This is a genomic window from Arthrobacter russicus (assembly GCF_031454135.1).
In the GTDB taxonomy this organism is placed as follows: domain Bacteria; phylum Actinomycetota; class Actinomycetes; order Actinomycetales; family Micrococcaceae; genus Renibacterium; species Renibacterium russicum.
The window spans coordinates 256,263-282,576 of sequence record NZ_JAVDQF010000001.1 but is presented as its reverse complement, the minus strand read 5'-3'; the positions used below and the strand labels follow the sequence as shown (position 1 = coordinate 282,576).

At 61.4% G+C, this 26,314-nt stretch carries 21 protein-coding genes; 9 read left to right on the top strand and 12 right to left on the bottom strand.

Annotated elements, in window-relative coordinates; all coding sequences use genetic code 11:
- Positions 1-3: 3 nt before the first annotated feature.
- The gene (locus JOE69_RS01280; RefSeq protein WP_309795411.1) at positions 4-1,434 is read right to left on the bottom strand and encodes a purine-cytosine permease family protein; all 1,431 of its coding nucleotides are present in this window, start codon (positions 1,432-1,434) and stop codon (positions 4-6) included.
- Between the two features lie 352 nt (positions 1,435-1,786).
- Between JOE69_RS01280 and JOE69_RS01275 the strand changes: the two genes are divergently transcribed.
- A complete protein-coding gene (locus tag JOE69_RS01275; RefSeq protein ID WP_309795409.1) occupies positions 1,787-3,064 on the top strand; it encodes a flavin-containing monooxygenase in 1,278 nt (425 codons plus the stop codon).
- A 21-nt stretch (positions 3,065-3,085) separates the two neighbouring features.
- Here JOE69_RS01275 and JOE69_RS01270 read toward each other — a convergent pair whose 3' ends face one another.
- From JOE69_RS01270 to JOE69_RS01255, 4 genes are read right to left on the bottom strand one after another with little or no spacing between them, the layout of a single operon-like run.
- A complete protein-coding gene (locus tag JOE69_RS01270) occupies positions 3,086-4,501 on the bottom strand; it encodes an aspartate ammonia-lyase (RefSeq protein ID WP_309795407.1) in 1,416 nt (471 codons plus the stop codon).
- A gap of 42 nt (positions 4,502-4,543) precedes the next feature.
- Positions 4,544-5,710, bottom strand: coding sequence for a M20 family metallopeptidase (locus JOE69_RS01265; RefSeq protein ID WP_309795405.1), 1,167 nt, complete (start codon positions 5,708-5,710; stop codon positions 4,544-4,546).
- Positions 5,700-6,371 (bottom strand): DUF1028 domain-containing protein, encoded by a 672-nt coding sequence (locus JOE69_RS01260; RefSeq protein WP_309795403.1) that lies wholly within the window; start codon positions 6,369-6,371, stop codon positions 5,700-5,702. Before JOE69_RS01260 ends, JOE69_RS01265 begins: the two co-directional genes overlap by 11 nt.
- Complete coding sequence (locus tag JOE69_RS01255) at positions 6,368-6,790, bottom strand: RidA family protein (protein WP_309795401.1); 423 nt, start codon at positions 6,788-6,790, stop codon at positions 6,368-6,370. Before JOE69_RS01255 ends, JOE69_RS01260 begins: the two co-directional genes overlap by 4 nt.
- A gap of 1,397 nt (positions 6,791-8,187) precedes the next feature.
- Here JOE69_RS01255 and JOE69_RS01250 point away from each other — a divergent pair.
- Positions 8,188-10,335 carry a hypothetical protein gene (locus JOE69_RS01250; protein ID WP_309795399.1) on the top strand — a complete coding sequence of 716 codons (2,148 nt, stop codon included), beginning with the start codon at positions 8,188-8,190 and terminating at the stop codon, positions 10,333-10,335.
- 271 nt (positions 10,336-10,606) lie between these two features.
- On the opposite strand, the gene JOE69_RS01245 is transcribed toward JOE69_RS01250, so the two are convergent.
- The 3 genes from JOE69_RS01245 to JOE69_RS01235 all read right to left on the bottom strand — a co-directional run bounded on the left by JOE69_RS01245 (position 10,607) and on the right by JOE69_RS01235 (position 13,328).
- On the bottom strand, positions 10,607-12,049 hold the full coding sequence (locus tag JOE69_RS01245; RefSeq protein WP_309795397.1) for an SDR family oxidoreductase: 1,443 nt from the start codon (positions 12,047-12,049) through the stop codon (positions 10,607-10,609).
- 99 nt (positions 12,050-12,148) lie between these two features.
- Positions 12,149-12,661 carry a TspO/MBR family protein gene (locus JOE69_RS01240; protein ID WP_309795395.1) on the bottom strand — a complete coding sequence of 171 codons (513 nt, stop codon included), beginning with the start codon at positions 12,659-12,661 and terminating at the stop codon, positions 12,149-12,151.
- 121 nt (positions 12,662-12,782) lie between these two features.
- Complete coding sequence (locus tag JOE69_RS01235) at positions 12,783-13,328, bottom strand: MarR family winged helix-turn-helix transcriptional regulator (protein WP_309795393.1); 546 nt, start codon at positions 13,326-13,328, stop codon at positions 12,783-12,785.
- A 136-nt stretch (positions 13,329-13,464) separates the two neighbouring features.
- Here JOE69_RS01235 and JOE69_RS01230 point away from each other — a divergent pair, with 136 nt between their 5' ends.
- The 4 genes from JOE69_RS01230 (at position 13,465) to JOE69_RS01215 (ending at position 17,210) form a co-directional block, all read left to right on the top strand.
- Positions 13,465-13,887, top strand: a complete 423-nt coding sequence (locus JOE69_RS01230) for a hypothetical protein (RefSeq protein WP_309795390.1) — start codon at positions 13,465-13,467, stop codon at positions 13,885-13,887.
- Positions 13,884-14,507: an RNA polymerase sigma factor gene (locus tag JOE69_RS01225; protein WP_309795388.1), complete on the top strand. Its 624-nt coding sequence runs from the start codon at positions 13,884-13,886 to the stop codon at positions 14,505-14,507. The genes JOE69_RS01230 and JOE69_RS01225 overlap by 4 nt, the downstream gene beginning before the upstream one ends.
- 558 nt (positions 14,508-15,065) lie before the next feature.
- Entirely contained in the window at positions 15,066-16,184 is a 1,119-nt protein-coding gene (locus JOE69_RS01220) for an epoxide hydrolase family protein (RefSeq protein WP_309795387.1), read from the top strand.
- A 108-nt stretch (positions 16,185-16,292) separates the two neighbouring features.
- Positions 16,293-17,210 carry an NADP-dependent oxidoreductase gene (locus JOE69_RS01215; RefSeq protein ID WP_309795385.1) on the top strand — a complete coding sequence of 306 codons (918 nt, stop codon included), beginning with the start codon at positions 16,293-16,295 and terminating at the stop codon, positions 17,208-17,210.
- A gap of 297 nt (positions 17,211-17,507) precedes the next feature.
- Here JOE69_RS01215 and JOE69_RS01210 read toward each other — a convergent pair whose 3' ends face one another.
- Positions 17,508-18,656 (bottom strand): GDSL-type esterase/lipase family protein, encoded by a 1,149-nt coding sequence (locus JOE69_RS01210; RefSeq protein ID WP_309795383.1) that lies wholly within the window; start codon positions 18,654-18,656, stop codon positions 17,508-17,510.
- A 209-nt stretch (positions 18,657-18,865) separates the two neighbouring features.
- On the opposite strand from JOE69_RS01210, the gene JOE69_RS01205 reads away from it, so the two are divergent.
- Positions 18,866-19,399 carry a YybH family protein gene (locus JOE69_RS01205; RefSeq protein WP_309795381.1) on the top strand — a complete coding sequence of 178 codons (534 nt, stop codon included), beginning with the start codon at positions 18,866-18,868 and terminating at the stop codon, positions 19,397-19,399.
- A 203-nt stretch (positions 19,400-19,602) separates the two neighbouring features.
- Positions 19,603-23,187: a carboxylic acid reductase gene (gene car, locus JOE69_RS01200; RefSeq protein ID WP_309795379.1), complete on the top strand. Its 3,585-nt coding sequence runs from the start codon at positions 19,603-19,605 to the stop codon at positions 23,185-23,187.
- Between the two features lie 74 nt (positions 23,188-23,261).
- On the opposite strand, the gene JOE69_RS01195 is transcribed toward car, so the two are convergent.
- On the bottom strand, positions 23,262-23,921 hold the full coding sequence (locus JOE69_RS01195; protein ID WP_309795377.1) for an SDR family NAD(P)-dependent oxidoreductase: 660 nt from the start codon (positions 23,919-23,921) through the stop codon (positions 23,262-23,264).
- Positions 23,918-24,790, bottom strand: coding sequence for an oxidoreductase (locus tag JOE69_RS01190; protein ID WP_309795375.1), 873 nt, complete (start codon positions 24,788-24,790; stop codon positions 23,918-23,920). Before JOE69_RS01190 ends, JOE69_RS01195 begins: the two co-directional genes overlap by 4 nt.
- 115 nt (positions 24,791-24,905) lie before the next feature.
- Between JOE69_RS01190 and JOE69_RS01185 the strand changes: the two genes are divergently transcribed.
- Positions 24,906-25,718: a helix-turn-helix domain-containing protein gene (locus JOE69_RS01185; RefSeq protein WP_309795374.1), complete on the top strand. Its 813-nt coding sequence runs from the start codon at positions 24,906-24,908 to the stop codon at positions 25,716-25,718.
- Here the strand turns inward: JOE69_RS01185 and JOE69_RS01180 are convergent.
- Positions 25,667-26,269 carry a dihydrofolate reductase family protein gene (locus JOE69_RS01180; protein ID WP_309795372.1) on the bottom strand — a complete coding sequence of 201 codons (603 nt, stop codon included), beginning with the start codon at positions 26,267-26,269 and terminating at the stop codon, positions 25,667-25,669. The two genes, JOE69_RS01185 and JOE69_RS01180, sit on opposite strands and share 52 nt — an antisense overlap.
- Positions 26,270-26,314 lie beyond the last annotated feature (45 nt).

Sequence of the window (26,314 nt, the reverse complement as noted above, 5' to 3'; positions counted from 1 at the left end):
GGTTCAGCGTGCGGCTGATTCTCTCCGGTCTGCTGGATCGTCCGCCTGGCTGGTCGGCACCGGCAGGTAGCCGTGCCGCTTCGGATAGCGGCGCATGAGGTAGTAGTAGGACCCACCGGCGAACAGCACGCCGACCAGCCAGGAAATGTTGCCGCCGCCCAGCGGTTCCACCAGCCATCCGGTGAATACCGGCGTGCTCATGAACGGGATTTCACTGAGCACGCCGATGGCGTATGCGGTCATCGCACGCCAGTCCACACCCCGGTAGCGGCCCTTGCGGTCGTAGATGGCCGCCAAGACGTACTGGCCTTTGCGCACCAAGTAGAAATCCACGAGATTGATCGCGGTCCAGGGCACCAGGATCACGGTGAGCAGCACGATGAAGTTCATCAGGTTGTTCAGGAAGTCACCGCGCCCGGCGATCGCGAGCACGGTGCCTGCAGCCGCGATCGCAGACATGGTGAACACCCGGCCGCCCCGGCTGACCGCTTTGGAATTGCGCAGGGCTCCGCTGATCGTCGTGGTGGTCATGAAAGCTCCGTACACATCGATGCCCATGATCACCACATTGCCCGCGCCGATCACCAGGAGGAAGATCCAGGGCGCGAATCCGGCCTGTTCCACGACGAAGGATACGGATCCTCCGGCAAATGAATCCGCAGCCATTGCTGCTGCCGCCGCGCCGAAGGCGAACATCCAGATCGACGAGGTGGCGCTGCCCAGATAGGCCCACCAGAAGGAGGCCCGGATGGTGGTGTTGGCCGGAAGGTAACGGCTGTAGTCGGCGGCGTAAGGTGCGTAGGTGAGCTGCCAGGTCGCGGCCAGGGTTACCGCGAGCAAAAAGGTGCCCCAGCTGAATTCGCCTTGTGCCAGGGCCGGGGTCAAATCATTGCGGGCCAGCAAACCGGTGGTCAGCACCAGAAAGGCGATGCCGCTGATCCAGGACAAGACGGTCACCGAGGCGCGGAGCAATCGGTATCCGTAGATCGCAATCACCGCAGCAAGGGTGTTCATCAGGATGATGCTGATATTGACATCCCAGCCGAACCAACTGGCGACTGCGTTTCCGGTCAGCACCCCGGCGACTGCGAAGTAGCCGATATACATCAGGACGACCAGAAGCAGCGGGAATATCGAACCGAAATAGCCGAACTGCGCCCGGCTTTGGATCATTTGCGGAATCCCCAGCAGTGGGCCCTGGGCCGAGTGCAGTCCCATGAAAATGGCCCCGAGGGCATGCCCGATGATGGCCGCGACCACGGCCCACAGCAGCGGCAGGCCGAGCGCGACCGAGATGGCTCCGGTGGCGATGGTCAGGATATTCATATTGATCGCGAACCACAGCGAAAAAAGATTTCGCGCTTTGCCGTAGCGCTCGGCGTGCGGAACGAAGTCGGTGGAGTATTTTTCCACTTGAAACTTATCCTGCGCCATTGCCGGGCCTTCCATCTTCTGCCGATGTCCGCGGGCGCTTTCGGGTGCCCCGAGCCGCATTGCCACGGCGCTCATTGTGTTTCGCTGGTCCACCGATCGTAAGGACGGAAGGGAATCGATTCAACAGGTAGTTTCTGGAGAAGTTCATCGCTTTTCGTGATGCAGCTCACGTCTTTGCGCCGGCCACTGAGTGCATCTGAAGAACGGATGCAATTCACCAAATTTATTCGCTATGCAGATGCAGGAGTAGACGAAAGACTGGATCCGGCAATCGGTAGAAGAAGCGGAACTCGCCGCCCGGTTCGGCAGCGGCCCATTCGGTGCAAGCGCTTCGCAACAAGAGGAGATCGTCATGTCGAATCCGGACGTTGAAGTCCTCGTGGTGGGTGCCGGGCAGGCCGGGATCGCGATGAGCGAACATTTGACGGACCGGGGGATTCCGCACCTGGTCTTGGAACAGCAACGGATCGCCGAACGCTGGCGGTCGATGCGATGGGACTCTTTGGTCGCGAACGGCCCGGCGTGGCATGACCGGTTCCCAGGTCTTGGTTTCGCGGAGTTGTCCGCCGGCGAATTCGCGTCGAAGGATCAAGTTGCGGACTATTTCGCAGCTTATGCCGAACAGATCAAGGCGCCGATCCAGTGCGGCGTAGCGGTGCGTTCGGTGCGGCGGAAAGCCGGCGCCCCGGGATTCCAGGTCTCGACCTCGTCCGGGGAACTCAGCGCACGCTATCTGGTCGCGGCAACCGGGCCGTTCCAGCGCCCGGTCATTCCGCAACTGGTTCCCGACGACGCCGGCCTTCTCCAGATCCATTCCAGCGACTACCGCAATCCGCAGCAATTGCCCGAAGGTGCGGTTCTGGTCGTGGGTGCTGGGTCGTCCGGAGTGCAGATTGCCGCGGAGATTCAACGCTCGGGACGGCAAGTCTTCCTGTCCGTCGGGCCTCACGACCGGCCGCCGCGCAGTTATCGCGGACGGGACTTCTGCTGGTGGCTCGGCGTACTGGGGAAATGGGATGCCGCAGCGCCGGAAGCGGGAGCCGAACACGTGACCATCGCGGTCAGCGGCGCCGACGGCGGCCAGACCGTGGACTTCCGAAAACTCGCCGAGGACGGCATCACATTGGTCGGCCGGACCAATGGATTCCACGCCGGCGTCGTGGGTTTCGATTCGGACCTGCAGCGCAATATCGCAGCCGGCGACGCGAGCTATTCAGCCTTGCTCGACGAAGCCGACGCCTATGCGGCGCGCAATGGCCTGGATCTTCCGGAAGAACCCGGAGCCCGGTCCGTGCGTCCGGATCCGGATTGCCTGACCGCTCCGCTGCAGGAACTGGATCTGTCCGCTGCCGGAGTGACGTCGATCGTGTGGGCGACTGGGTTCGCAGTCGACTACGGTTGGTTGCAGGTCGATGCCTTCGATGCTCAGGGGAGGCCCAGGCAACAGCGGGGAGTATCCAGCGAACCCGGGGTCTATTTCCTCGGGCTGCCCTGGCAATCGCGTCGCGGATCCAGTTTCATCTGGGGCGTCTGGCACGATGCGAAGTACCTGGCCGATCACATCGCGATCCAGCGCGGTTACTTGGCACACCACGAACTGGACGCCCTGGTTCCGGAACCGGCCAACTGATTGCCGGCGCGTCGGGTGCGGTTAGCCGCCGAGCCCGACGCTTGCCGTGAGCGCTGCTTCGAGTTCCGAAGGATTCAAAAGCCCGCGGGCTAGGACCAGATCCGTGATGCTGCGATCGGTGGCCAATGCCTCTTTCGCCAATTCCGCAGCGATGGCGTACCCGAGCAGCGGTGCCAGGCCGGTGACCACGCTGACCGAGCCGGCCAAGCGTTGTTCGAGCAGCCGGGTATTCGCCCGAATGCCCGCGACGCAGTGGGTCCGAAGCTGCCTGCAGGCGACCGAGAGCCAGGCGATTGATTCAAACAAGGCGTCGGCGATCACCGGCTCGAAGGCGTTGAGTTGGAGCTGGCCGGCTTCCACTGCGAAGGTCACTGTGGCATCGGCGCCGATCACGCGGAAGGCTACCTGGTTCACCATTTCCGGGATCACCGGATTGACCTTTCCGGGCATGATCGAGGATCCGGTCTGAACCGGGGGCAGGAAAATCTCCGCGAAACCGGCTTGTGGACCGGAGGAGAGCAACCGCAGGTCATTGCAGATCTTGGAGAGTTTGACCGCGCTTCGTTTGAGCAGCCCGGAGACCAGCAAGAAGACTCCGGTGTCGCTCGTGGCCTCGACCAGATTGCCCGCCGGAGTGAGCTGCAGCGGAGCAAGCGCGTTGAGCGCTTCGATGACGGCGCTGCGATAGCCCGGGGGAGCGGTGACTCCGGTGCCGATGGCGGTGGCCCCGAGGTTGGTTTCGCACAAATGCGGCAAGAGTTCTCGCAGCCGCTTCCCGTCTTCACGCAAGGTTTCGGCGAAGGCACCGAACTCCTGGCCCAGCGACATCGGCACGGCGTCCTGCAGTTGGGTACGGCCGATCTTGCGCACCTCGGAAAACTCTGCGGCTTTGGCGTCGAACGCGTCCACCAGCTTCCCGTGTTCGGCGCAGAATTCGACGATTTCCCGGTGCAGGGCGATCTTGATTGCCGTGGGATAGACGTCGTTGGTCGATTGGCTGCGATTGACGTCGTCGATCGGGTGCAACTGGGCATAGTCGCCTTTGCGGTGGCCCAGCAATTCGAGCGCGCGATTGGCGATCACCTCATTGGCATTCATGTTGCTGCTGGTCCCGGCGCCGCCCTGAATCGCATCGACCAGGAATTGTCCGTCCAGACGGCCGTCCATGACTTCGCGGGCTGCCTCCTGGATCACCGCTGACTTGACCGGGCTCAGCACGCCCGCTTGCTCGTTCGCACGGGCTGCGGCGAATTTGACCGCACCCAGGGCCCAGACCAGCGAGCGTTGCGCGCCGATGGTTCTTCCGCTGACCGGAAAGTTGTCGATCGCCCGCAAAGTGCTGATTCCCCAGTAGGCAGCAGCCGGTACCTCGGCCTCGCCGAGGCTGTCACGTTCCGGTCGGAATCCTGCCGTAACGGGGTGCTGTGGCTCGGTCATGGGGGCCTTTCGGAAAAGGAGGAACTCGGAAAGCCTGCCGGGCTATTTCGCCAAGCGGTCCAGTGCCGTGAGCGCCAGCGCAACGGCACCATCATGGATGGCCCGGTTCGCCGGCTCGCCGATGCAGTGCGCGGCGAACTCAGCTTGGTGGTTGGCCGCGGGAAAGCAGCCGAGTCCGATGTACGGATGGATCGCCGGAACGATTCGGGAGACGTTGCCCATATCGGTCGACGCCCGGTTCATGGTCGCTTGCTCAGGCGGCGCATCGAAACTGCGGCCCAGGGACTCGGCGTGCTCCAGATACAGTTCCAACGCCCGCAGATCGGTCCGGAATTCCGAGTAGGGCTCCGATTCAGGGGTCATCGACAGCTCGCAGCCGGACGCCAGGGCTCCGGCCTCGAAGCAACGGATGACCCGTTCTTCGAGCTCGCCGAGTTGGTCGAGGGTCTCGGCGCGGATGTACCAGCGGCCTTCGGTACGCTCCGGAATCGCGTTGGGTGCTTCGCCGCCGCGGGTCTGGATGCCGTGGACCCGGGTGCCGGCGGGAAGCTGCTGGCGAAGCAGACCCAGGGCCAACTGGGCGATGAGGAAGGCGTCGTTGGCGTTGACGCCTTGTTCCGGATAGGCCGCGGCGTGTGCTGCTTTGCCTTGGTACGCCACGCGATGGTGCGAAACCGCGTACGGCTGGGCTTCGGCCGAGTCGACCGGCGCCGGATGGGCCATCAGTGCCAGGTCCAAGCCGTGGAAAGCACCTTTGTTGAGCAGCTCGATTTTCCCTCCGCCGCCTTCTTCGGCGGGCGTGCCGTAGAGTTCCACAGTCAGATCGCGTTCCGCGGCGAATCCGGAAAGTGCGACCGCGGAGCCGCAGGAAATCGCGGTGATGATGTTGTGCCCGCAGGCGTGCCCGAGGCCTGGCAGCGCATCGTACTCGGCCATCAGCCCGACCCGTCGGGAGCCGGTGCCGAAGACTGCGCGGATTGCGGTCGGGAATCCGAGGTACTCCCGCTGCACGGTGAATCCGTGTCCCGAGAGATAGTCGGCAGTCCAAGCTGCAGCCCGGTGTTCCTGCCAGCCGAGCTCCGGATTGGCATGCAAGGTTTCGGACAACCGGACCAAGTCCGGGATCTGCCTGTCCACCGCGGACAGCACTCGGCCGCGCTGCAGGTCCCGGGCCTGCCCGGCCCGGGACCCCGGCTGACTACCGGTCATCGCCGGGTACGCCGTAACCGATCGAAGCGGCAGGGTCCAAGGCGCGAACCACATAGTCCTGGCGCTGCGGCAACCACAACCGGAGCAGCCGATCGAGTTCGGCGATCGGCTGCTCGTGCCAGTCGACGCGCAGATCGGTATCGCGCCAACCGTGTCCGGAGACCACGGAAATTCCGGCCGAATGAACCGGTCCTGCTTCGCCGCCGGCGGATTCGGCAGCCTGCAAGGCGGCGAGCAGGCGTTCCTCCAGCTCGCCGCCGGCGGCTTCGAAGGTTTCGCAGAGCACCTGGGGGAGAGTGGAAGTGGCGAGCATGTTGCCGGCAGCCACGCTGTGCGCACCGCGGGCATCGCCGAAATTGCCCAAGGTGCCGGTTCCATTGAATGCCGCGCCGCGGCCGGAGGAATCGAGGACGACCAGCTGGCGGAAGTCCGCCCAGGGTGTTTCCCGGACGACCGCGTCGAGTGCTTGCCGGGCCGAGGCGCCGGCTTGCATCTGGTCGAGCAGCTCAGGGCCGAGGCGCGGATCGGTGATGTTCTGCGAACTGACCACGCCGACGCCGTCGCGCAGGTGTGCGCACCTGGCCGCTACGGCAGGGGAGGAGGAGGCTACTGCGAGACCGAACCTGCCCGCCCCGTCCGTCGCCGCGATGCTGAACGTCATGCTGCAGGCTCCGGTGAAAGCACAGCGGTGGCATCGATCTCCACCAACCACTCGGGGCGGGCCAAAGCCTGCACCACGATTCCGGTGGAAACCGGAAAGACGCCTTTGAGCCATTTGCCGATCGTCCGGTAGACCGGCTCCCGGTAACGCGGGTCCACCAGGTAGACGGTGATCTTCACGATGTCGTCCAGGCTGCTGCCGGCTTCCTTGAGCAGCAGGTCGATATTGGCCATCGCCCGTTCGGTCTGCGCGGCGACATCGCCGATGCCCACCGATTCGCGGGTGTCCAGGTCTTGGCCGATCTGACCCCGGAGGTAGACGACGCCCTGGGCCACGACGGCTTGGCAAAGATCGTTGTCCAGGTTCTGCTCGGGGTATGTGTCCTTGGTATTGAACGGACGGATGCGTTGGTGGTTCACAGGGCGGCTGCCTTTCAGCTCCGACGGCATCGGATGCACTGGAGGTTTTAAGCCAGCATCCAGCGGCTGAGTCAATCTGTCCAACAGTTGTTTCCGAAGCTCTGAATCGATATTTCTGATGAATTGGATGCACCGGTTTCTCGGCCGACCGGTCGCACCAACTGGGCGAGATCAGCAATCGGGGCGCGTGAAGCGCGATTGGACGTCAACCGGGCCGGCACGGTCGAAAAGCGCTATCTCGTTGCCTCACCTACGCACGACCGCCCTTGGGGGACGATCACGATCTGGGCTGAGGAAGGTTCCTTCCTCAATGCCGGAGATTTCGTTGAGCTGGTCATCGGTCAATCCTCGGGAGCCACTTTGGCTGCTGATTCTTACGTGAGCTTGTTGCGGATTTCTCGCTGAAGAAATTGCCTGTGGTTGCCTTCTCTGCATGAGTATTGAAGGTGCGTCATTGTGCGGCTGAGCGCGTAGCGCCGTCCACGCGGCGCTGATCGGGTAAGAACGGTTCGAGGTCCTTACACGCCCACAAAATGTGCCGATAATCCACATTATGTAAAGTAGTCATTTTTAGATGAAGCAGCAGTTAGCGATCCGGCCTGTCGGCGCGCGGCCGAAGCACCCGCCAGCTCGGTGCCCTAGCCAAATCCGAGGATGTCACTTCAGCCCAGCTTGCCCTCGCATGGCTGCTCACCGAGGTGAGCATATCGTGACAATTTCCGGCACCCGAAACGCCGATCGCATTGCCGAGAACGCAGGTGCCGTCAACCTCTTGCTCAGCACAGAAGACCCGGCCCACATTGCCGAAATCCTGCCAATTGGCAGTTACGGATCCCGATGCCGCGCCAAGACACTCCCCCACCGAGAATGAGCCTAACCGGATAGGCCGCGCAAAAACACCAGCAGCAACTGCATCAAGCTCGTCAGCCATCGCGTCGCGTCACTTCGAGCCGTTACCTGACAGACCACCCGGGACTCAACCCAGACCACATTAACGGCGTGGCGCAGCTTTAGCGCTGTCCCCTGCACCGTCGCTCTCTCGGGCTTGCAACGATAGGGCCAAAACGTTCATGCGCAGCCCTACGTACCGAGGGCTGCAGGCCAAGGCTGATGCGGCCAGACTCGCCGCCCAGCAAGAAGTGCTCCAAATAGGCAGCGAACCAAGCCGCAGACGAGTCGTAGTCGATCAACTCGATTTGCAGCGTGAAAAGTTGCCGCTCTAAGCTCCCCTACTTATCTGTTCGCAACCGTCGTCAGCCCTACTTCGTCGCTCACGCTGTGGACCCACTGTGTCCACAATGTGAACAAGCATAGCCAAGCGGCTGAAGTTAGGTAAGCCTTAGTGAGGCTTACCTAACTTCAAGGTAGGGTCGCTAACAATCGAAAGCGGATGATAGATGAAAAATTTTCTGAAACGTATTCTGGCACCTTTTACAGTTGTTGCAATCGTTTGCACCATGGGATACGCGCCGGCAATAGCAGCAAGCGGAACTGCAAATTTGCCCGTGGTAAAGCCAATGGTCTTCCCTCCGCACCAGATTGTAAACAATTTCAAAGCATATCATGGTTTAAAATACGGCGATATAGATCAGGTTATAGCAAACGGAATAAAACGTCCGGCTTCAGGGTCGCAAGGAAATGGAGATGATAATTGGAAGGGATTTTATACAACTGACCGAAAGAGCATTGCTGCAGGATACGCGACGACCAATGACCCGAACGACTATCGTCATGCAGGAGCCGTTATAGAGGTAACGTTTCCTGGAAAAACTGAGATCTTTGACGTGACCGGTTCCGCGGAGGAAATAAAAAGAGACTTAGGCATACCCGCTTCCGTGAGTTTGTTGGAAGGCTTGGATAGTGATGCCTTTAAAGAAAAGCATAAAGGAAGCGACTATTTTGCACTCAAAAGGCCTATTGCTGAAGGAGAGGAGGGTTTCGAGTATATTTTTCAATGGGAACAAGCATCCCGAGCAAATGTGGAACTCTCCGTCAGATTTGATCGGCTGGAAAACGGAGCCGATAATCGACGAGGGGAAGATGATCGTCAAGCTTTCCAGACACAGCAAGAATGCATCGAGGGACCGGCACGTCTGGCAAAACGGGACACTAGATCACCACGGGCAGTAACTGGCTGCTCGTTGAGCACCCGAAAAGGTATCGATGAGGGGAAAGCCACAGCACAGAGCACATACGACGAATATGTGGCTAACCGACCCGTACCGGAACGTCCACTCAATAAAAATGAAATTTCTCGAAACAAGATCGAACAAAACTATGATTTCGCGGTAAACACCGGCAGATTCCGAGGCCTCAGAGCTGATATAGATTCTAAGAATATGGCTGTGAACTTTGCGCTGAACATGGCACAGTTGAGTGGCCCCCTGAGCTCCAATCAGAGCGCCTTCGACAAGATGGTCGCCTTGGCAGGAAACGTCCCGGGACTCGGCGATCTAGCGAACATTTTTGATGCGACAGAACATGACAATAAAGAACAACTTATACAAAGCATCGTAGGGTTGAGCGCCTTCGTCATTTCACTATCTATCCCCGTAGTCGGAGAAGCGATTGAGATTGGCCTACTCATTGAACAAGTTGGTGAGGCTATCGGTTCAGCGATTATGAATTATTTTATTGGCAAAGACAGCGATCGCCCGGATACGCTGCCGAGCCCTCTTGAGCCACAGACATTTCATGACATTACCGCATCCTGGCTACCAGATGCCAAGGGAAATCTTGGCGAATTTCTTGATCTTAAAGGAAAGTACGGTGAAAGTATTCAAAAATTTGCACTAAGCGTATCGAAGCCAAATTACAGTCGCCCATTTACCGGATTTATGGTTACTAGTACCCCGGAACAGAGATTTGAACCGGATCTCAGTCGTATTATTTATCGAGGTCGAGTTGTCGATATGCTTTGTGTCGCAAATGATATAACCACTGGCGATCGCCCGGTCGGTTCCAAAGAATATCGTTGCCGCCCAAGCACTTCGATTATCCTCGCAAAGGATGCTGGCGTTAGGGTTGAGCTAATGAGAACAATTTTGGAGTTTGTCGACAATACGCCTCAACCATTTTATGGCAACTTCATTCATTTGCATATTGGTGCAATCAAAAAAGACAACGATGATTGGGAACCTGCGGATCCAATCAACAATCACGGTCTTACCGGGAGATACTATTTGAACTTTGTCTTCCACGCTCGCACGGATTTCCAGTGTTTCTCAAACCTGGTAATTCATAACGGGGCGTGGCTCGGAGCGTTTTATGGAATCAGGGAGAATGGCCAACTGAAAAGCTCTGGAGGGCCGTTGGGCATGGGTAGTCGGACCAGAATCGATATCAAACCTGCCGAGGGAGCGCAGTGGACGAACATCTCCCCCTTGGCAAACGGAAACCAGCCGGTTGGGGGCGCCAACCAGCTAGGAGCGAGGGCTGACGCCGTCGGTCCAGAAATTAAGGGATGTTCAAGTTCCGGTGAAACAGCTACGCTCGAAACACGAGGTGGCCTTTTCAATGCCAGGCTGGTTTGGGCGGGAAGTTAGCGTTCACGAGGAAAACCAACATTTTTTCTAAAGGTTATAACCCTCGCATTTACTGTTACTGATTGACGGGATTACTTTCGTGGGGCTGCTTACCATCAGGCTGGTGAAAAAGCGGCCCCACGAAGAGTGTTACAAAGTATTCCGGCGCCAACGTCTCAGGGAAATATCTCCGCATTGGTTTGGTTGGATACCTCCTCAGGGATCTCTTGTTGCGGGTTCCCTCCTGCTCAGCGCATCGCATATGGCGTTCAGCGCTTAGGATCGCATTAAGTCAAATTTGTTCAGTTGTTTGGTGCGCTGCCAGTTCAGCGGCAGCTTTCGCGATGTTTTTGCCCATGGCTGCGAAGATTACTGCGTGGAAGGGCAAAATCGAATACCAATAAAGTCGGCCGGAGAGGCCTCGCGGGAAAAAGATCGCCCGTTGTCGGTAGGTGTTTTCGGAGCCGTCGTCCGTCCCTTTGACCGCCTCCAGTTCCAACCACGCTGCTCCGGGCAACCGCAGTTCCGCACGCAAACGGAGCAGGCGGCCGCGTTCGATGTTCTCGACCCGCCACCAGTCCACAGCCTCACCGACCCGCAGTCGGGTCGGATTCCTGCGACCTCTAACTAGCCCATTGCCGCCGCTGATTTTGTCCATCCAGCCACGCAACGTCCAGGCCAAGGGCAACGAATACCATCCGTTGTCTCCGCCGATGCCTTCGATGACCTGCCACAAGAACTCAACGCCTACCGGCGTCTCGAAGCGCCGTTCGTCGACGAAGACCTTGCGTCCGGACCACTCCGGATCACTCGGCAGGGGGGCAGCGACTTGCGCGTCGTTTGTGGCGCTCGCCCAAGTGGTTTCGACGTCGGCGGCTGAGATCTTGCCCAGGGCCAATTGCACTGCTTCCCGATAGCTCAGAAGTCCTCCCCTTATCTCGGCCAGGTATCGGTCGATATCGTTTTCCCCGGCCACTGCATCGTGCTGCAAGGACTCCACCAGCGGCAAGGCCAGGCCCAGCGGAATCGGAGTGACCAAACCTACCCACAGCCCGGCGAGCTTTTTTGCTGGAATGGGAACGACCAGAATCTTGCGCCTGGGTAGCTGGGCCACATCGCAGTATTGGTTCATGAGTTCCGCGTAGGGCAGGACCTCGCCTGATCCCAGATCGAACTCGCGGTTGATTTTGCCGGGAAGATCAGCGGCGGCTACCAGATAGGCGAGCACATCCCGGATGGCGATCGGTTCGACTAGGTTTTTTACCCAGGATGGTGCCACCATGGCCGGCAGCCGTTCGGCGAGATTCCGGATCATTTCGAATGACGCCGAACCGGAACCAATGATCACACCGGCCCGAAACACCACCGCGTCCACCGACGATTCCAAGAAGACCTGAGCCACCTTTTCCCGCGAGCGCATGTGCCGCGACAACTGGAGGCCCTCGGGGTGCAATCCACCCAAAAAAATGATTCTGGACAGGCCGGCTTGTTCGGCGGCCTGCGCGGCCACCTTGGCCATGTGCTGTTCTTTCGATTCGAAATCGCCGCCCGAGCCCATCGAATGCGCCAGATAGTAGAGCGAATCGCAGCGTCTGAGCGCCTCAGCGAGCCGCGGTCCATCGTCCAAGTCGCCTTGGATCACCTCCACGTCGGTGCGCCATGGCACGTCGCTCAGTTTTTCCGGACTGCGGACGTAGACGCTCACCCGATACCCCGCATCGAGCAGTCGTGGCACCAATCGTCCACCAATGTAACCGGTAGCTCCGGTCACAAGAACCCTGCGTACCGCTGATCTTTGTTCCGTGGCTGGCCTCCTCTGATGAAGTGGTTGAGTTTAGTTGTGAAGGGCGGCGAAAACGTTAAGGCTGCTAGCAAATGTCACCCAGATCAAATAAGGGATCAAGAGGACAGCTGCCCAGCGATTGATTGCCCAGAACTCCCGGATCAAGAAGACCAGAGAAACCGCCAGCGCCACGATGACGACGGCCGCCAGCCAGAGCGCCGGGGCGCCCAAGGCCGGGTACAAAGCGAAAAACAGCGGGCTCCAGACTGCATTGAGCAACAGCTGGGCTCCGTACAGCCCCAACAACGGGCGGAAACCGCGGAGTTTGCGCCAAACCAGCCAAGCCGCAATGGCCATGGCGATGTAGAGGAAGGTCCAGACCGGACCGAAAAGCCAATTTGGCGGGGACCAGGGAGCCTTGTCCGCCGTGGCGTACCAGCCATCGATATTGGTGAAGTTCGCAAGCACGCCGATGGCTGCGGCGATCGATGAGAGGAGTAGATACGCCAGCAGGACCAGGAGTGATTTGACCGGTCCCGGCGTTTTGGCGATGTCGGTGTGCATGGATTCGGACTCCCGGGTTCAGGTCTAGCAAAACATTGGCGCGACGGTCGGCTCGGGAGCCGAATCCGGCTTGCGCTCGATCAATTTTCGACAAAAGGCTATTGGCACTGAGCTGGTTTGTTCAGTCTTCGCGGATGGCATCGTTGAGGAGGATGAGAAATCGGGCCACGGTATCGGCGTCTTCGTCGCTGAGCGAGTCGACGGCCTCGATCATCCTGGCGTGCATGACTCCCAGAGTTTCCCTGACTTCTTGGTCGGTCTCCACGGTTGCTTCCACGACCACGGCTCGGCGATCGGTAGGATGTGGAATTCTTCGGACATGTCCGCTTTTACACAGTCTGTCCACCAGGGATGTCGTTGAGGCCGAAGTGATATTCAGCAGGTTCGCGATGTCTCTTTGCAACACGATTTCCCCGGCTTTCTGGGCGCGTAGGAGGAAACGCAGGGCGATCAGGTCCGACTCGCCCATCTTCATCGAGGACCGAGTGCGCGCACGCATCTTCTGTTCGCTTTCGCGGTAGCTGCGCAGCAAGTTGAGCACATCCACGCTGGACGGCCTCCGGGCTTCCGGGTACCAATAGCCCCCGCCCGAAGGTCTAGTGCCCGCCTTCGCTACCCGAGACATGCCTTTGTCCAAAATTTTCCCGCCTTGCTGATCGAAACCCATCTACCCCCATAGATCTTGATACCCGGCATCCCAACTGATGACCAGGCAATTGACCAGTTTATCTAGTTGCTAGACAGGCTACTAAGTTTGTGAAAGTGTTGAACCAGTTGTCGACAGAGTGAATCGAGGACGTCAAATGAGTGTTGTGAATACGCCAGAGCGGTCAATGCAGATTCAGTCTTCGCTGACCGAACCTGTCTCGCTGCGAAGCGCTGCGGCAAGTTCCTTCTACAGCTTGGAAGCCGAAGTGCTTCGCCAGGTAGCTGCGACGGGTAGCCGGCTCGCCGAGACCATCGACGGTGTCGAGGCGGCATGGCTGCGGATATCGGGCAGCGCGAAAGAGCCAAACCTTCATGCGTCTTTTATCCTGGCTCAGGGGTCAGCAGCGGATCGGACCATGGCGGCAGTCGGCGAGCGGGTCTTTCCCCGGTTGGAGTTCATTCTCGGCGCCCCGTTCCTCGAGCAGAGGATTTCGTTCACCATCAGCTCTCATTCCGATATGACGATCGGCTCGCCGCATGCTGCCCTTCCGGCCCGGCAGTTTGGCGGGCCGGCATGAGCATCGCGGTTGCGCGCAAGAGCGCCCCGGTAGTGCAGGCATCGCGGTACTCCCCCGACCTGAAGAGTACTGCCGGGCAGCTGGACGAGCAGCGATTTGACCACGAAGTGACCTTCGAGCGGTTCTTTAGGTACTACGAAAAACAGGCGCTCATCCAAGCTCACAAAATTCTTGGCAGATCGGGCATCGACGCGGATGACATCGTTCAGGAGGCCTTCGTCAGCGCCTGGCTGGGAATTGACAAACTGAGCGATCCGCAGAAGGCGAAGTCCTGGCTTATGGGGATCGTGAAGAACAAAGCCGTTGATGCATTGCGAAAAAGCCATGACCTTCCGGTTGAGTCCCACGACGAAAGACCGTCACGGCTGGTTCCCGAACCGGAGTCCTGGATTGTTTTCAAGGAAGAGCTAGCCATGGTCGTCCATCACATCAACCACGGCATGACCGAAAGGCAACGTCTCTGCTGGCAGTTGAGGAAGCTGGACAACTTCAGCTACGAACAAATTGCTGAAGAAACTCGGCTCACGCAGGCAACGGTAAGAGGGACTCTGGCCCGGACTAAGCAAAAAATGAAGCCCATACTAGAAGGCTCTTCGGCAAAATTCCAACTCTCGCTGTAAGGTGGACCTCAATCCCGGAATCCCGGCACCGTCCGGCCCGTAGCGCCCTTCGGTGGCGTGTCTCCGGTGCGGCTACCAAAGTCGATAACCGAGCTTCCTCCCGGGAGTATCCGGAACTCAAAACCAATGGCGCGCGCATGGATTTGGCGGCATGGGTCTGCTGCTCAGAAGCCAAGGCCTGAATTAGCTAGTCGGGGCGCTTTCACAGCCCAAACAGTTCGGAATATGCGCTCTCATTACGGAGTATCTGGAAAATTGAAAACTCAACCCTGCGCTGGGGTTTCCTTCCGAGCGATGCCCCGCCGGAGTCCAACCGGAGCGAAATCCGGAATAACCATGGTCTTCCGGCTGTTGGGGCGTTTGGCCTGTTGGTCATGCAGTACCGTATTTCATGACGGGCTTCGGGCTTGGCCTTGGCAATCTCTAGGTGCCGCAGAGATAAGAAATCTACCGAAAGATTCGCTGAACAAAGGAGTTCGGCACGGTTCGAAAGGCTTGGCCAAGCGTTATTGACGCCTTGCGCTCCGCCTCCTATCACCCGATGTAAAGGAGCCTTCCATGTCGATCGCCGTCTCCGATGCCGAACTCGCCGACCTCCGCTCGCGACTGCGCAATACCCGTTGGCCCACGCCGTGGCCCGTGGCCGGCTGGGAAGCCGGCACGGATGCTGCGGAACTTCGCCGCCTCGTCTCCTATTGGGCCACCGACTATGACTGGCGCGTCCACGAGGCAGAGATCAATGCCCTCCCCTCGTATCTGGCCGACATTGCCGGAACCCCGGTGCATTACCTCCGCTTCGACGGCGAGGGCCCCGCTCCCCTGCCGATCGTGCTTACCAACGGCTGGCCCAGCTCATTTCTCGAACTGACCAGCCTCGCGCGCCGGTTGGCGTCGCCGTCGCAATACGGCGGCTCGGCAAGCGACGCCTTCACCGTCATCATTCCTTCACTGCCTGGCTTCGGGTTTTCTCCACAGCGTCCCTCGCTGACCGAGCCGCCGCAGACGCACGAGATCTGGCACCAGCTCATGCATGATGAGCTGGGCTTCGAACGTTATGCGGCACAGGGCGGCGACTTGGGCGCAGGGATCACCTCACGGCTCGCCGAAGCGCACCCGGAGGCGGTACTGGGCATCCACTTGATGGCTGTGGCCAGCCCGGTCGCTTACGACGCCGACAGCATCACTGCAGAAGAACGAGCCTACCTCGACGCCGTTGCGGCCTGGTCTGCTGAGGAAGGCGGTTACCAGCATGAGCAGAGCACCCGCCCCATCACGTTGAGCTATGGGCTGGCCGACTCCCCGACCGGCCTGCTGGCCTGGCTCGTGGAGAAATACCGGGCCTGGAGCGATTGCGGTGGGGATCTGTCCTCCCGGTTCAGCGATGATTTTCTGCTCACCCAAGCGTCGCTGTACTGGTTCACCAATACGATCTCCACATCGATGCGGCCGTACTACGAATATGCCCGGCAACTGACGCGGCGGGTGGCACGGGTCGAGGTTCCGACCGCGGTCGCGTTGTTCCCTGGCGACCTGGCCCGGCCGCCTCGGAGCTGGTGCGAACGCATCTATCACGTCACGAGCTACCGTGAGTTGCCCCGGGGCGGCCACTTTGCTGCGCACGAAGAGCCCGAGTTGTTCGCCCGCGAGCTCACCGAGTTCTTCCGCGACCTCAGATGACCAGCTGTGTCTGATCGAAACGCGGGCAGTTTCGAACAAGTCATGGACAGCGTTCCAGCGCATGAGGCGATGTCCTGAGACTCGCCAGACCCGAAAGGTTCAATTCTGATGCAAGCCGCGCAATTCAGCCGCCTCGGCGGTCCCGAAGTCTTCGAAATCGTCGCCCTACCGGATCCGCATCCTGGACCGGGCCAGGTGCGGATTGCAGTCCGGGCGGTCGGGATCAGCGGCACTGACGTGAAGCTCCGATCCGGATCGGTCGACTTCGGCGATCCACTCCCCCAGATGACCGGGCGGGACGTCGCGGGCGTCGTCGACGAACTAGGCGCGGGAGTGACCGACGTGGCGGTCGGTGACCGCGTGTTCGGCGCATCCGACACCGGGGCCGCAGCGGAGTATGCGTTGTTGACCGTCCGGGCACGGATTCCGGAGCCGCTGGGCTTCGTGGATGCGGCGGTGCTCCCGGCCGCTGTGGAGACGGCCACCCGTGCCTTGGACCGGCTCGATGTCCAATCCGGACGGGTCCTGTTTGTCAACGGTGCATCCGGCGGCGTGGGCAGCACCTTGGTGCAGCTGGCGGTCGCCCGGGGCCTCCGGGTGATCGGCGCGGCAAGCGCCGCGAATCAGAACTACCTGCGGTTGCTCGGCGCCGAACCGGTGGTCTACGGCGAGGGAATGCTGGAGCAGGTCCGTCTTCTTTTGGCGGGCGCGCCCGTTGCAGCAGTCGATGTTGCAGGCAATGGAGTGCTCCCGGAACTCATCGGCCTCACGGGCGATGTGGCCGCCGTGCTGACTTTGGCGGATTTCGCGGGCGCCGAGGCATACGGAGTGCACTTCAGCAGTGGATCCGAGGACGGTCATGCGTTCCGCTCGCTGGAGACGATCGGCGAGCTGATCGAATCGGGCCGGTTCTGGTTGTCCGTCGACAAAGTCTTCCGGCTCGATGACATTTCCGAAGCCCATCGGCTCAGTGAGGGCAGGGGCGTCAAGGGGCGACTCGCCTTGATCGTCGGCAAAACCGACTGAGATTCGCGGTCTCCATGGCGTAGCCGGACCCCCACCTGGAATTCAGGAACATGTAGCCGAGTTCTGCCTCCTCGGCTTCGGGCCGGAGGTGGACAGGGCGTTCCGCCCCGCGGCGATCGATGGTTACGATGTCGATCGGCTCGGTGCCGAGTTCGTCGAGGAAGAACCCGGCGCGCTGTCCCGGTACTTCCGGGGTTGTCCACTCGAGTTCGGCCCGCGGTTGTGCGCCGCCGAGGTAAAAACTGACTTCCGGCGATTCGATGTCTTCTACCGGCAAGAGCGGTTGACCCCAGGTGCTCAGGCCTTGAACGGTCCGCCCGGTCCGAAGGCGAAGTCGGCAAAGCGTTCGCCGATGATCCGGTGCGTGCGGGTATCCGGATGCAGGGCATCCGGCAGCGGATGCGCTGCCGAGTCAGCTTCTCCGTACAGCACGGTCCCATCGAGATAGTGCAGATTCGGGTCTGCACGCTGTTCGACGATGGCCGCGAGCTCCCGTCGGATGACCTTCAGATTCAACTTTCCGTACGCGACCTCGGCTGGGTCGCCAGTCGCGATGAAGCTCACGGTCCCGGTGCCCAAGCTCCGCGGATCGAAGGCCCCGGGGCCTGGAGTGTCTTCGTGGATCGGGCACAGGACCGAGGAGATCAGCAGCAGCGGAGTCTCCGGATGCCCGTCCCGGACGGTATCCAAGAAACCGTGCACCGCGGGTCCGAAAGTGCGCAATCGCATGCCGTCGAGATTGACCACGTTGATGCCGAGTTTGAGGCTGATCAGATCGGCTGGACGGTCCCGCATGACCCGGGCCATGAACGGGTCGAGCAGCGCACTGCCGCCAAAACCTAGGTTGTGGAGCGCGACGCCGCCGGCGTGCGCAGCGATCGCCGGCCAGATCTCGCTGGGACCGGCGGCGTTCGAGCCGTGGCTGATCGAACTGCCGTGGTGCAACCAAACCGGTCGATGGTCTGCTGTACGGGCCAGCGGTGCATCCGCAAGCAGCTCGATCAATTCGACCGATTCATTGTGCGGCAGCCAGATTTCGACCTGCTTCCTGCCCTCGGGCAACGTTTCGAAACGGATCAGCTGACTGGCTCCCGGGCGAAAGCCGGAGCTGCCGTTTTCCAGATCGACCTCGATCAGGTCCCCGGCCTCGAGTATCCCCCGATCGTGGAACCCGCCGTCGACCAGGACATCGACGGCGCCACGCGCCCGTTCCATGCCGAGGTAGCCGACCCGGGTGGAATGGATCTTGAGCTCAATGGCCCGCGCCTCGGTATTCATCGCCAGCCGAACACCCGAGGGTTGGGCCTCGACCAACAGCAATTGCGGATCCGGAAACTGAGCTCGGACCCAAGCCGGTAGACGATGCGGCCTGAGTCCTTTCGCGGTCGGCTCGATCTCCTCGGCGCCTTGGATCAGCTCGCCGAGCTGTTCGGTGCGGATCATCATGGATGCACTCTCCTCATGCGGCTCATGGTGTCACTAGCCCGGCGGGTACGCAATGTCCCGGGACGGTTTGCGAACCGCCTTCCGGTTCCGCTGCGTTGCCCGAAGCAGTTGCCCGAAAGGGAAGGTTTGCCGCCGCGCGCTGGATTGCCGGCAGTCCGCATGAAACCTTGGGCAGGTCCGCATTCCGTTCCCGATCAGGAGCCCCGAGCATGCCGAATTCCGCTAAGCCGATCAAGCCGCTTCGCCTTGCCACCTTGCTCATGCTGGCTACCGGGGCAGGGTGCGGGATTTCCGGTTGCGCCGCGACGCAGGCGGCTGATCCTGCCGGTCAGGCTGCTGCCTGCCAAACGAACCCGGCGGATCTGCTCCAGCAATTCGCCGACGCCTTCAATCAGCACGATGCGGCTCGGTTGGCCGGATTGTTCGCCGATCGTGCCAATTTCGTGAACATCTACGGCACCGTGATGCGAAATCGGTCGGGCATCGAACAGGGGCATGCCCAGGCCTTCAGCAGCCGGCTGGCGCCGGCCAAACTGGAATTCAGCAGCATCGACAAAAACCAGGCCTCGGACCGCACCGCAGTGCTCACCGGGGTTTGGGATCTGGTTCAACCGAATGATGCTGACCAGTCGAAAGTCGTGCCCACCGGTTCCGGGGCGCTCACCGCAGTCGCGCAATGCGACGATGCGCACTGGGTTCTCATTTCCGGGGCGAACGTCAGAAAGACCACGCCGCCCAGCTGATCTGTTCCCCGGCCACGTCGGGTCAGTGTCAGAGCCCCAGTCCGCGGCGAGAAGACCGTGGATGGACCTTCGTTGCTTCGCCACGCCCTGCGACGAGTGCGACCAGGATCATGCCAGCGCTGGAGCAGTTTTCAGCCAATCATCAGAATCGAACCATAACCTGTTGCCTAACCGAACTAAGTTGGTTGAAGGGGAGTTCTGAGATGATTGACGTCCGCGACCGTGGCGAGTTGGATGAACGAATTGAGCAGCTTTCGGCCCATGACCGCCAGTTTGCGACCGCCCGACCGCTGCCCGCGGTCATCGAGTCGATGTCCGATCCAGGGCTCGCCTTGGCGGAGATCATCGACCGCTGTTTGGCCGGTTATGCGGACCGGGATGCTCTGGCTGCGCGATCCCGTCAGCTGGTGCAGGATCCGCGGACCGGGAAATTCAGCACCGGCCTGCTGGATTCCTTCCAGGCGATTTCCTATCGCGAACTTCGCAGCAGGATCGACCTCCTGTCTCGGTCCTTGCATGCCGCCGGGCTCCGGTCTGGCGACTTCCTCGCAGTCTTCGGATTCACCAGCATCGATTACACCGTGGTGGACTTGGCAGCTGCGCGGATGGGTGCGGTCACGGTGGCCCTGCAAACCAGCTCGACGGCGAAACAGATCGCGCCGATCCTCCAAGAGATTGCGCCGCGGGTGCTGGCCGTCAGCATCGAAGATCTTGAAACTGCCGCTGCCGTGGTCCCCGAGCTTGGTTCCCTCGAGCAGATTCTGGTTTTCGACTATTCGGCAGACTTCGAACAGGACCGGCAGCGGCTCGACGCCGCAGCAAAGGTCCTCCGGGAGGCTGCGCCGCGGGTCAAGGTCCGGACGCTCGATCAGGAACTGGAATCCGGCCAAGACCTCCCGGAGCTGCCGCTTTTCGTGCCGGAAGCCGGTCAGGACCCGATGTCCTGCTTGATCTACACCTCCGGAAGCACCGGAACGCCAAAGGGTGCGATCTACACCCAGAGCATGGTCGCAAGACTGTGGCGAAGGGGATTCTTCGGCACCGAGGAACGGATACCGGCGCTGCATTATCAGAACATGCCGATGAGCCACATGATGGGCCGGGCCTGGCTGGTGTCCACCATAGCGAGCGGCGGCGTGGCCTATTTCGCCGCGAAAAGCGATATGTCCACCCTGTTCGAGGACCTTTTCTTGGTTCGTCCGACCTCGTTGTGCTTGGTTCCCCGGGTCTGCGAGGTGGTGTTCCAGCGCTTCCACAGCGAACTGAGCCGACTGGCCGGATCCGAATCGGACGGCTCGCCCGTCGATTCCGGGCAACGCGAAGCCGACGTGATGACGGAACTCCGAGAGCAGCTTTTCGGCGGCCGGGTACTCTCCGCAGTTTGCGGCAGCGCCCCGCTGTCGCCGGAAATCCGCAGTTTCATCGAATCCTGCCTGCGACTCCATCTCCGGGACGGTTATGGTGCCACGGAAACCGGAGGCGGGGTGCTTGCCGACGGCAAAATCATCCGTCCGACAGTCATCGACTACAAGTTGGTGGACGTTCCAGAGCTCGGCTACTTCAGCACCGACAAACCGAACCCGCGCGGCGAACTCTACGTCAAGACCGAGACGCAGATCCCAGGCTATTACCGGCGTCCGGAACTCAACTCGGAGGTTTTCGACGAACAGGGTTTCTACAAAACCGGAGACGTCATGGCGCTCGTCGGTCCGGACGAGCTGGTGTACGTCGACCGCAGCAAAAACGTGCTCAAGCTGTCCCAAGGAGAATTCGTCGCGGTCGCCAATATCGAAGCCAGCCTAGCGAGCAGCCCGCTCGTCAAACAGATCTATGTCTACGGCAGCAGCGAGCAATCGTTCCTGCTCGCCGTCGTGGTGCCGAATCTCGAGGCGATCGGTGCACAGGACCCACGTTCCGCAATCACCGCGTCGATCCAGAAGATCGCAGCCGAATCGGGGTTGCATGCCTATGAGATCCCACGGGACTTCATCTTGGAACGGACGCCGTTCAGCCAGGAAAACGGGTTGCTATCCGGGCTCGGAAAGTTGCTCCGCCCGGCACTCAAAGCCCGCTACGGTGAGCAGCTTGACGCGGTCTACCGGGACATCGAGGACAAGCGGCTGAGCCAAGTTGACGAGCTCCGGGCCCGGCGCGATGCATTGCCCCTTCTGGAGACCGTGCGCCGGGCCGCGCAGCTGACCCTCGGCCTCGACCTGACCGCGCTCACGGCGGAATCGAATTTCGGCGACCTCGGCGGAGATTCGCTCGCCGCCTTCAGCTTCGCCTCGATGCTGGAGAACATCTTCCAGATCGATGTGCCGATCCAAACCACGAACAGCCCTACCGCGAGCCTGGGCAGCATCGCCGACTACATCGAGCGGGAGCGCTCCGCAGTTTCCGACCGGGCCAGCTTCGCTTCGGTGCACGGCGCGGACAGCGGAGTGATTCGGGCCTCGGATCTCAGCTTGGCGAAGTTCATCGACGGCCGGACCCTCGCTCAGGCCGCCGCCTTGCCGGACGCCAACACCGAGCCGAAGACCGTTCTGCTGACCGGAGCCAATGGGTACCTGGGGCGATTCGTCTGCTTGGCATGGCTCGAACGGCTTGCCGAAACCGGCGGAACGTTGGTCTGCATTGCCCGCGGCAGCGATGACCAGGCAGCCAGGTCCCGAGTCGCCGAGGCGTTCGAAGGACCGGACGCACAGCTGACCGCGCGCTTCCAGGAGCTTGCCGAAAAGCACCTCGAGGTCTTGGCAGGAGACCTCGGCGAGCCCAATTTCGGCTTGGCCGATGCGACCTGGCTGCGGTTGGCAAGCACCGTGGACCGGATCGTGCACGTCGCCGCACTGGTCAATCACGTGCTCCCCTACCGCCAGCTTTTCACGGCGAACGTGGTCGGCACCGCGGAAATCATCAAATTGGCCATCACCACAACGCGCAAACCGGTCAGCTATGTCTCTTCGGTGGCCGTCGCAGTGCTTCCGGACGGCAGCTTGGTCGACGAATTGGTGGACATCCGCGAGATCAATCCGGTACGGCCGATCGATGGGAGCTATGCGAACGGTTACGGCAACAGCAAATGGGCCGGCGAGGTGTTGCTCCGCGAGGCGCACGATCTGACCGGGCTGCCGGTTGCGGTGTTCCGTTCTGACATGATTCTGGCGCACAGCCGATATGCCGGTCAGCTCAATTTGCCCGATATGTTCACCAGGCTGCTGCTCAGCATCGCGGCCACCGGTCTGGCTCCGCGCTCGTTCTACCGGCTCGATGCGCAGGGCCGGCCGCAGCGAGCCCACTATGACGGCTTGCCCGTCGATTTCACTGCAGAAGCGATCACGGAGCTCGGGCTCCGGGCGAATTCCGGTTACCACACCTTCAACGTGCTCAACGGGCACGACGACGGCGTCTCGCAGGATGTCTTCGTCGATTGGATCGAGGCCGCCGGAGTGCCGCTCGCCCGGGTCGCGGACTATCGAGAATGGTTGACCAGGTTCGAAGACGCGATGAAAGCATTGCCAACGGAGCAACGGCGGCAATCGGTTCTCCCGTTGCTGCAAGCTTTCGCGCAGCCGGGCTCGCCTTCGGACGGCGAGTCGTCCGCGAATCGGCAGTTCCGTGCCGCAGTGAAAGCGGCCGGGGTGGGCGTCGAACAGGACCTTCCACATCTCGACGAAGCGTTGATCCGAAAATACCTCAGCGATTTGCGCCGGTTCGGGCTTTTGGCCGGTGATCCGGATTCCATGGAACCCGCGGAATCCGCTGGGGAATTTGCTGCTGCGCAGGCGTAGTAGGCATGCAGGACGGGTGACCCCGGCTGGAGTTCCAGCCGGGGCGCTGACCCGGATCGGCGCCGGCACACAGTTCAGCGAAGCACCAGCAGTGCCTGCTCGCGGGTCGTATGCATCCGCCAGAGTGCTTCGGCCACCGCTTCCGGTGCATGCTTGGCTCCGGGGCCGATCGGGCCGACCACGGTCAATTGCGCCGCATAGACGCCGTCTGCAGCAACCGTGTCATGGAGCATCCGGACGTAGGCGGACTCTGCGGCATAGGCGACTCCGGACACGGCCCGGTCCCGGTGCGGCTCCACCGCAGCACCACCGTTGGTGAACAACAAGCTGCCGCTGCGGCGTTGGCGCATATCAGGTACCACCGCGCGGACCACCGACGCGGCCGCTTGCACGCTCAGCGCCAACGCATTTTCCAGGTCCGACGGCGTGGTGTCGACGACCGGTTTGATCCAGCCGAGGCTCGGCCGGGGGCTGAACAGCACCGCCTCGATCGGACCCAGCCGGGCCCGCAACAGCTCGAGTGCTGTGCTGAGCGCCAGTTCGTCGGTGACGTCGGCGGTTTCGAAATCTGTCGTCGCACCGGTGGACCCCAAGTCGGCCGAGAGCTGCCGCAAGGTTTCGGCATTGCGCGAAATGAGCCCGACCGGATAGCCAGCCCGGGCGAACCGGGCGGCGGCCGAGGCGCCCAAGCCCGGACCGGCACCGACCACCACGAAGGCGCCTGGACGGCTCATCGTTCCGCCACGGTCCGCGCGGCGACCAGGTCCGTGCTCACGGTCAACGCCTCGTTGGCGTCGATGTCGCGCCGCATCCGATCCAGGCGGGCGCGTGCCCCGCCGAGCGCATCGGAACCGAGCAGCAAGCGCAGCGGCGGCAGCTCGGCGTCTACGGCGACCGCGATCGCTGCTGCAGCGCGCGCCGGATCTCCAGGTTGTTTTCCGGAAACGGCCAAGGTGGCGGCCCTGCGCTTTCCGGCCGTCGGTTCGTAATCCGCCAAACGGATCGACGACTGCTGCATGGATTCGCCCGCCCAGTCGGTGCGGAGCCCGCCGGGCTCCGCTATGGTCACCGAAATGCCGAGCGGTGCGAGCTCCGCCGCGAGCGACTCGGACAAGCCTTCGAGCGCGAACTTCGTGGCGTGGTAGTAGCCGGTAGCCGCAAACGCCGCGAGTCCGCCGAAAGAAGAGATATTGACAATCTGCCCACTGCCGCGGGCGCGCATGCCGGGCAGCACTGCTTTGAGCATCGTCACCACGCCGTGCACATTGGTGTCGTACAACGCCCGGACCGCGGAGTCTTCTCCTTCTTCGATCGCAGCGAGATAGCCGTATCCGGCATTGTTCACCAGGACATCGATGCGGCCGAGCGCCTGTTCGCATTCTCGGACCGCCGCGGCCACCGAGGCCGGATCGGTGACGTCCAGGGCCAAAGCCACAGCGCGGTCCGGGTAGGCAGCGGCCAGGTCGACCACGGCCGCCCGATTGCGCGCCGTGACCGCCACCCGATCGCCCCGATCCAGAGCGTAGACGGCCAAGGCGCGGCCCAGCCCCCGGGAACATCCGGTGATCAGCCAGACTTTCGTTTCACTCGTTTCATTCGTCATGGTTCCATCGAAACAGGCGCATTGAAGCGATACCACTCCCCCTTGGGGGTGGCCCTGGCAGGGTCAGGATAGAGCAGTCCGGGGCAGACCCCGTCGAAGAGTAATCTAGGTCGGGATGGCACATGACGACAATCAACTCGGGTCCTTCCTGCGCAGCCGCCGGGAAAAGGTCGATGCCACGTCGGCGGGTGTAGTCGACAACACGAGACGGCGGGTCAAAGGATTGCGCCGCGAGGAGCTAGCACTCCTGGCCGGCGTCAGTCCTTCTTACTACACCCGGTTGGAACAGGGGCGGGACAATCACCCTTCCGCGGAAATTCTGGCTGCCCTCGCCCGGGTGCTGCGCCTGGACGATACCGAACGGTCATACCTTTGGTCCTTGGTGATGCCGCCCCCGATGCCCAGCACGAGTCAGGCACCGCCTGGCGGTGCGGTGCGGCCCGGAGTGCTTCAATTGCTCGACCGCTGGGCAGACCTGCCGGCTTTCGTGGTCGCACCGAATCGCGACGTCCTGGCCAGCAGGGAACTGGCTTCCCAGGTCAATCCGGCCTGGAGCCCAGGGTACAACCTGATCGAGTTCACCTTCCTCGATCCGCGGGCCGGAACCGTTTATCCGCAGTGGCAGGAAATCGCTGTGCAATCGGTAGCCGGCCTGCGCGGCACCGCGGTCTCCCGGCGTGGCGAACTCGACGGATTCGTAGCGGAGCTTCGCCGGCGCAGCGAACCTTTCCGAGCGCTGTGGGATTCGCACGACGTCTACGAACGCACCATGGGAGAAAAGCAATTGCGCGTGCCCGGCGCCGGCGTCCTCCGGTTGTCGTTCGAGACGTTCGCCTTGGCGGGTCCGGAAGGACACGTGCTTTACGTCTATTTCGCTCAGCCCGGAAGCGCCGACGAGGAGGCGCTGCGCAAACTCGGCACGCCATAGCGCAGCAGGGTCACGCCGTTGTCGAATCCAGCGGCCTCCAGCAAAGTCAAGTCTTGGCTGCTGTCGAAGACCCGGAGGCCCGCACCCCTTGAAGTCGGGCAAAGCAACAACCGAACTTCATCGATCAGTCCGCTCTCGAACATCGAGCGCATGAGCTGCAGGCTGCCCCAGATCCACAAGTCTTTGCCGGGCTGCGCTTTGAGCTTCCGGATGGTGCCGCCCGGGTCCCGCAGCACGGTAGCCGGTGCGAACTCGCCCCATGGTGCATCGTCGAGGCTACGGGACGCAACGAACTTGTTGAGTCCGTTGAGTTTCTGGCCGTATTTGCCCTGTTCCGTGGCATACGGCCAGTAGTCCTTTGCCTGGGCGTAGGTGTTGGCCCCGAGGATCATGGTGTCTACCGAGTCGATCAGTTCCATCACCCGGTTCTGGAATGGATTGTCGGTGACCGAATCGTCGAAGGGAGCACCGGAGACGAAGCTCAAGCCACCGTCCGGTTCCGCCGCGATGTTGTCAACCGTGACCCACTGCTGCACGACGAGCTTTCGCATGCCGCCCAATGTAGCCCTGCTCAGGTCGCCGGTCAACGGCCGGAT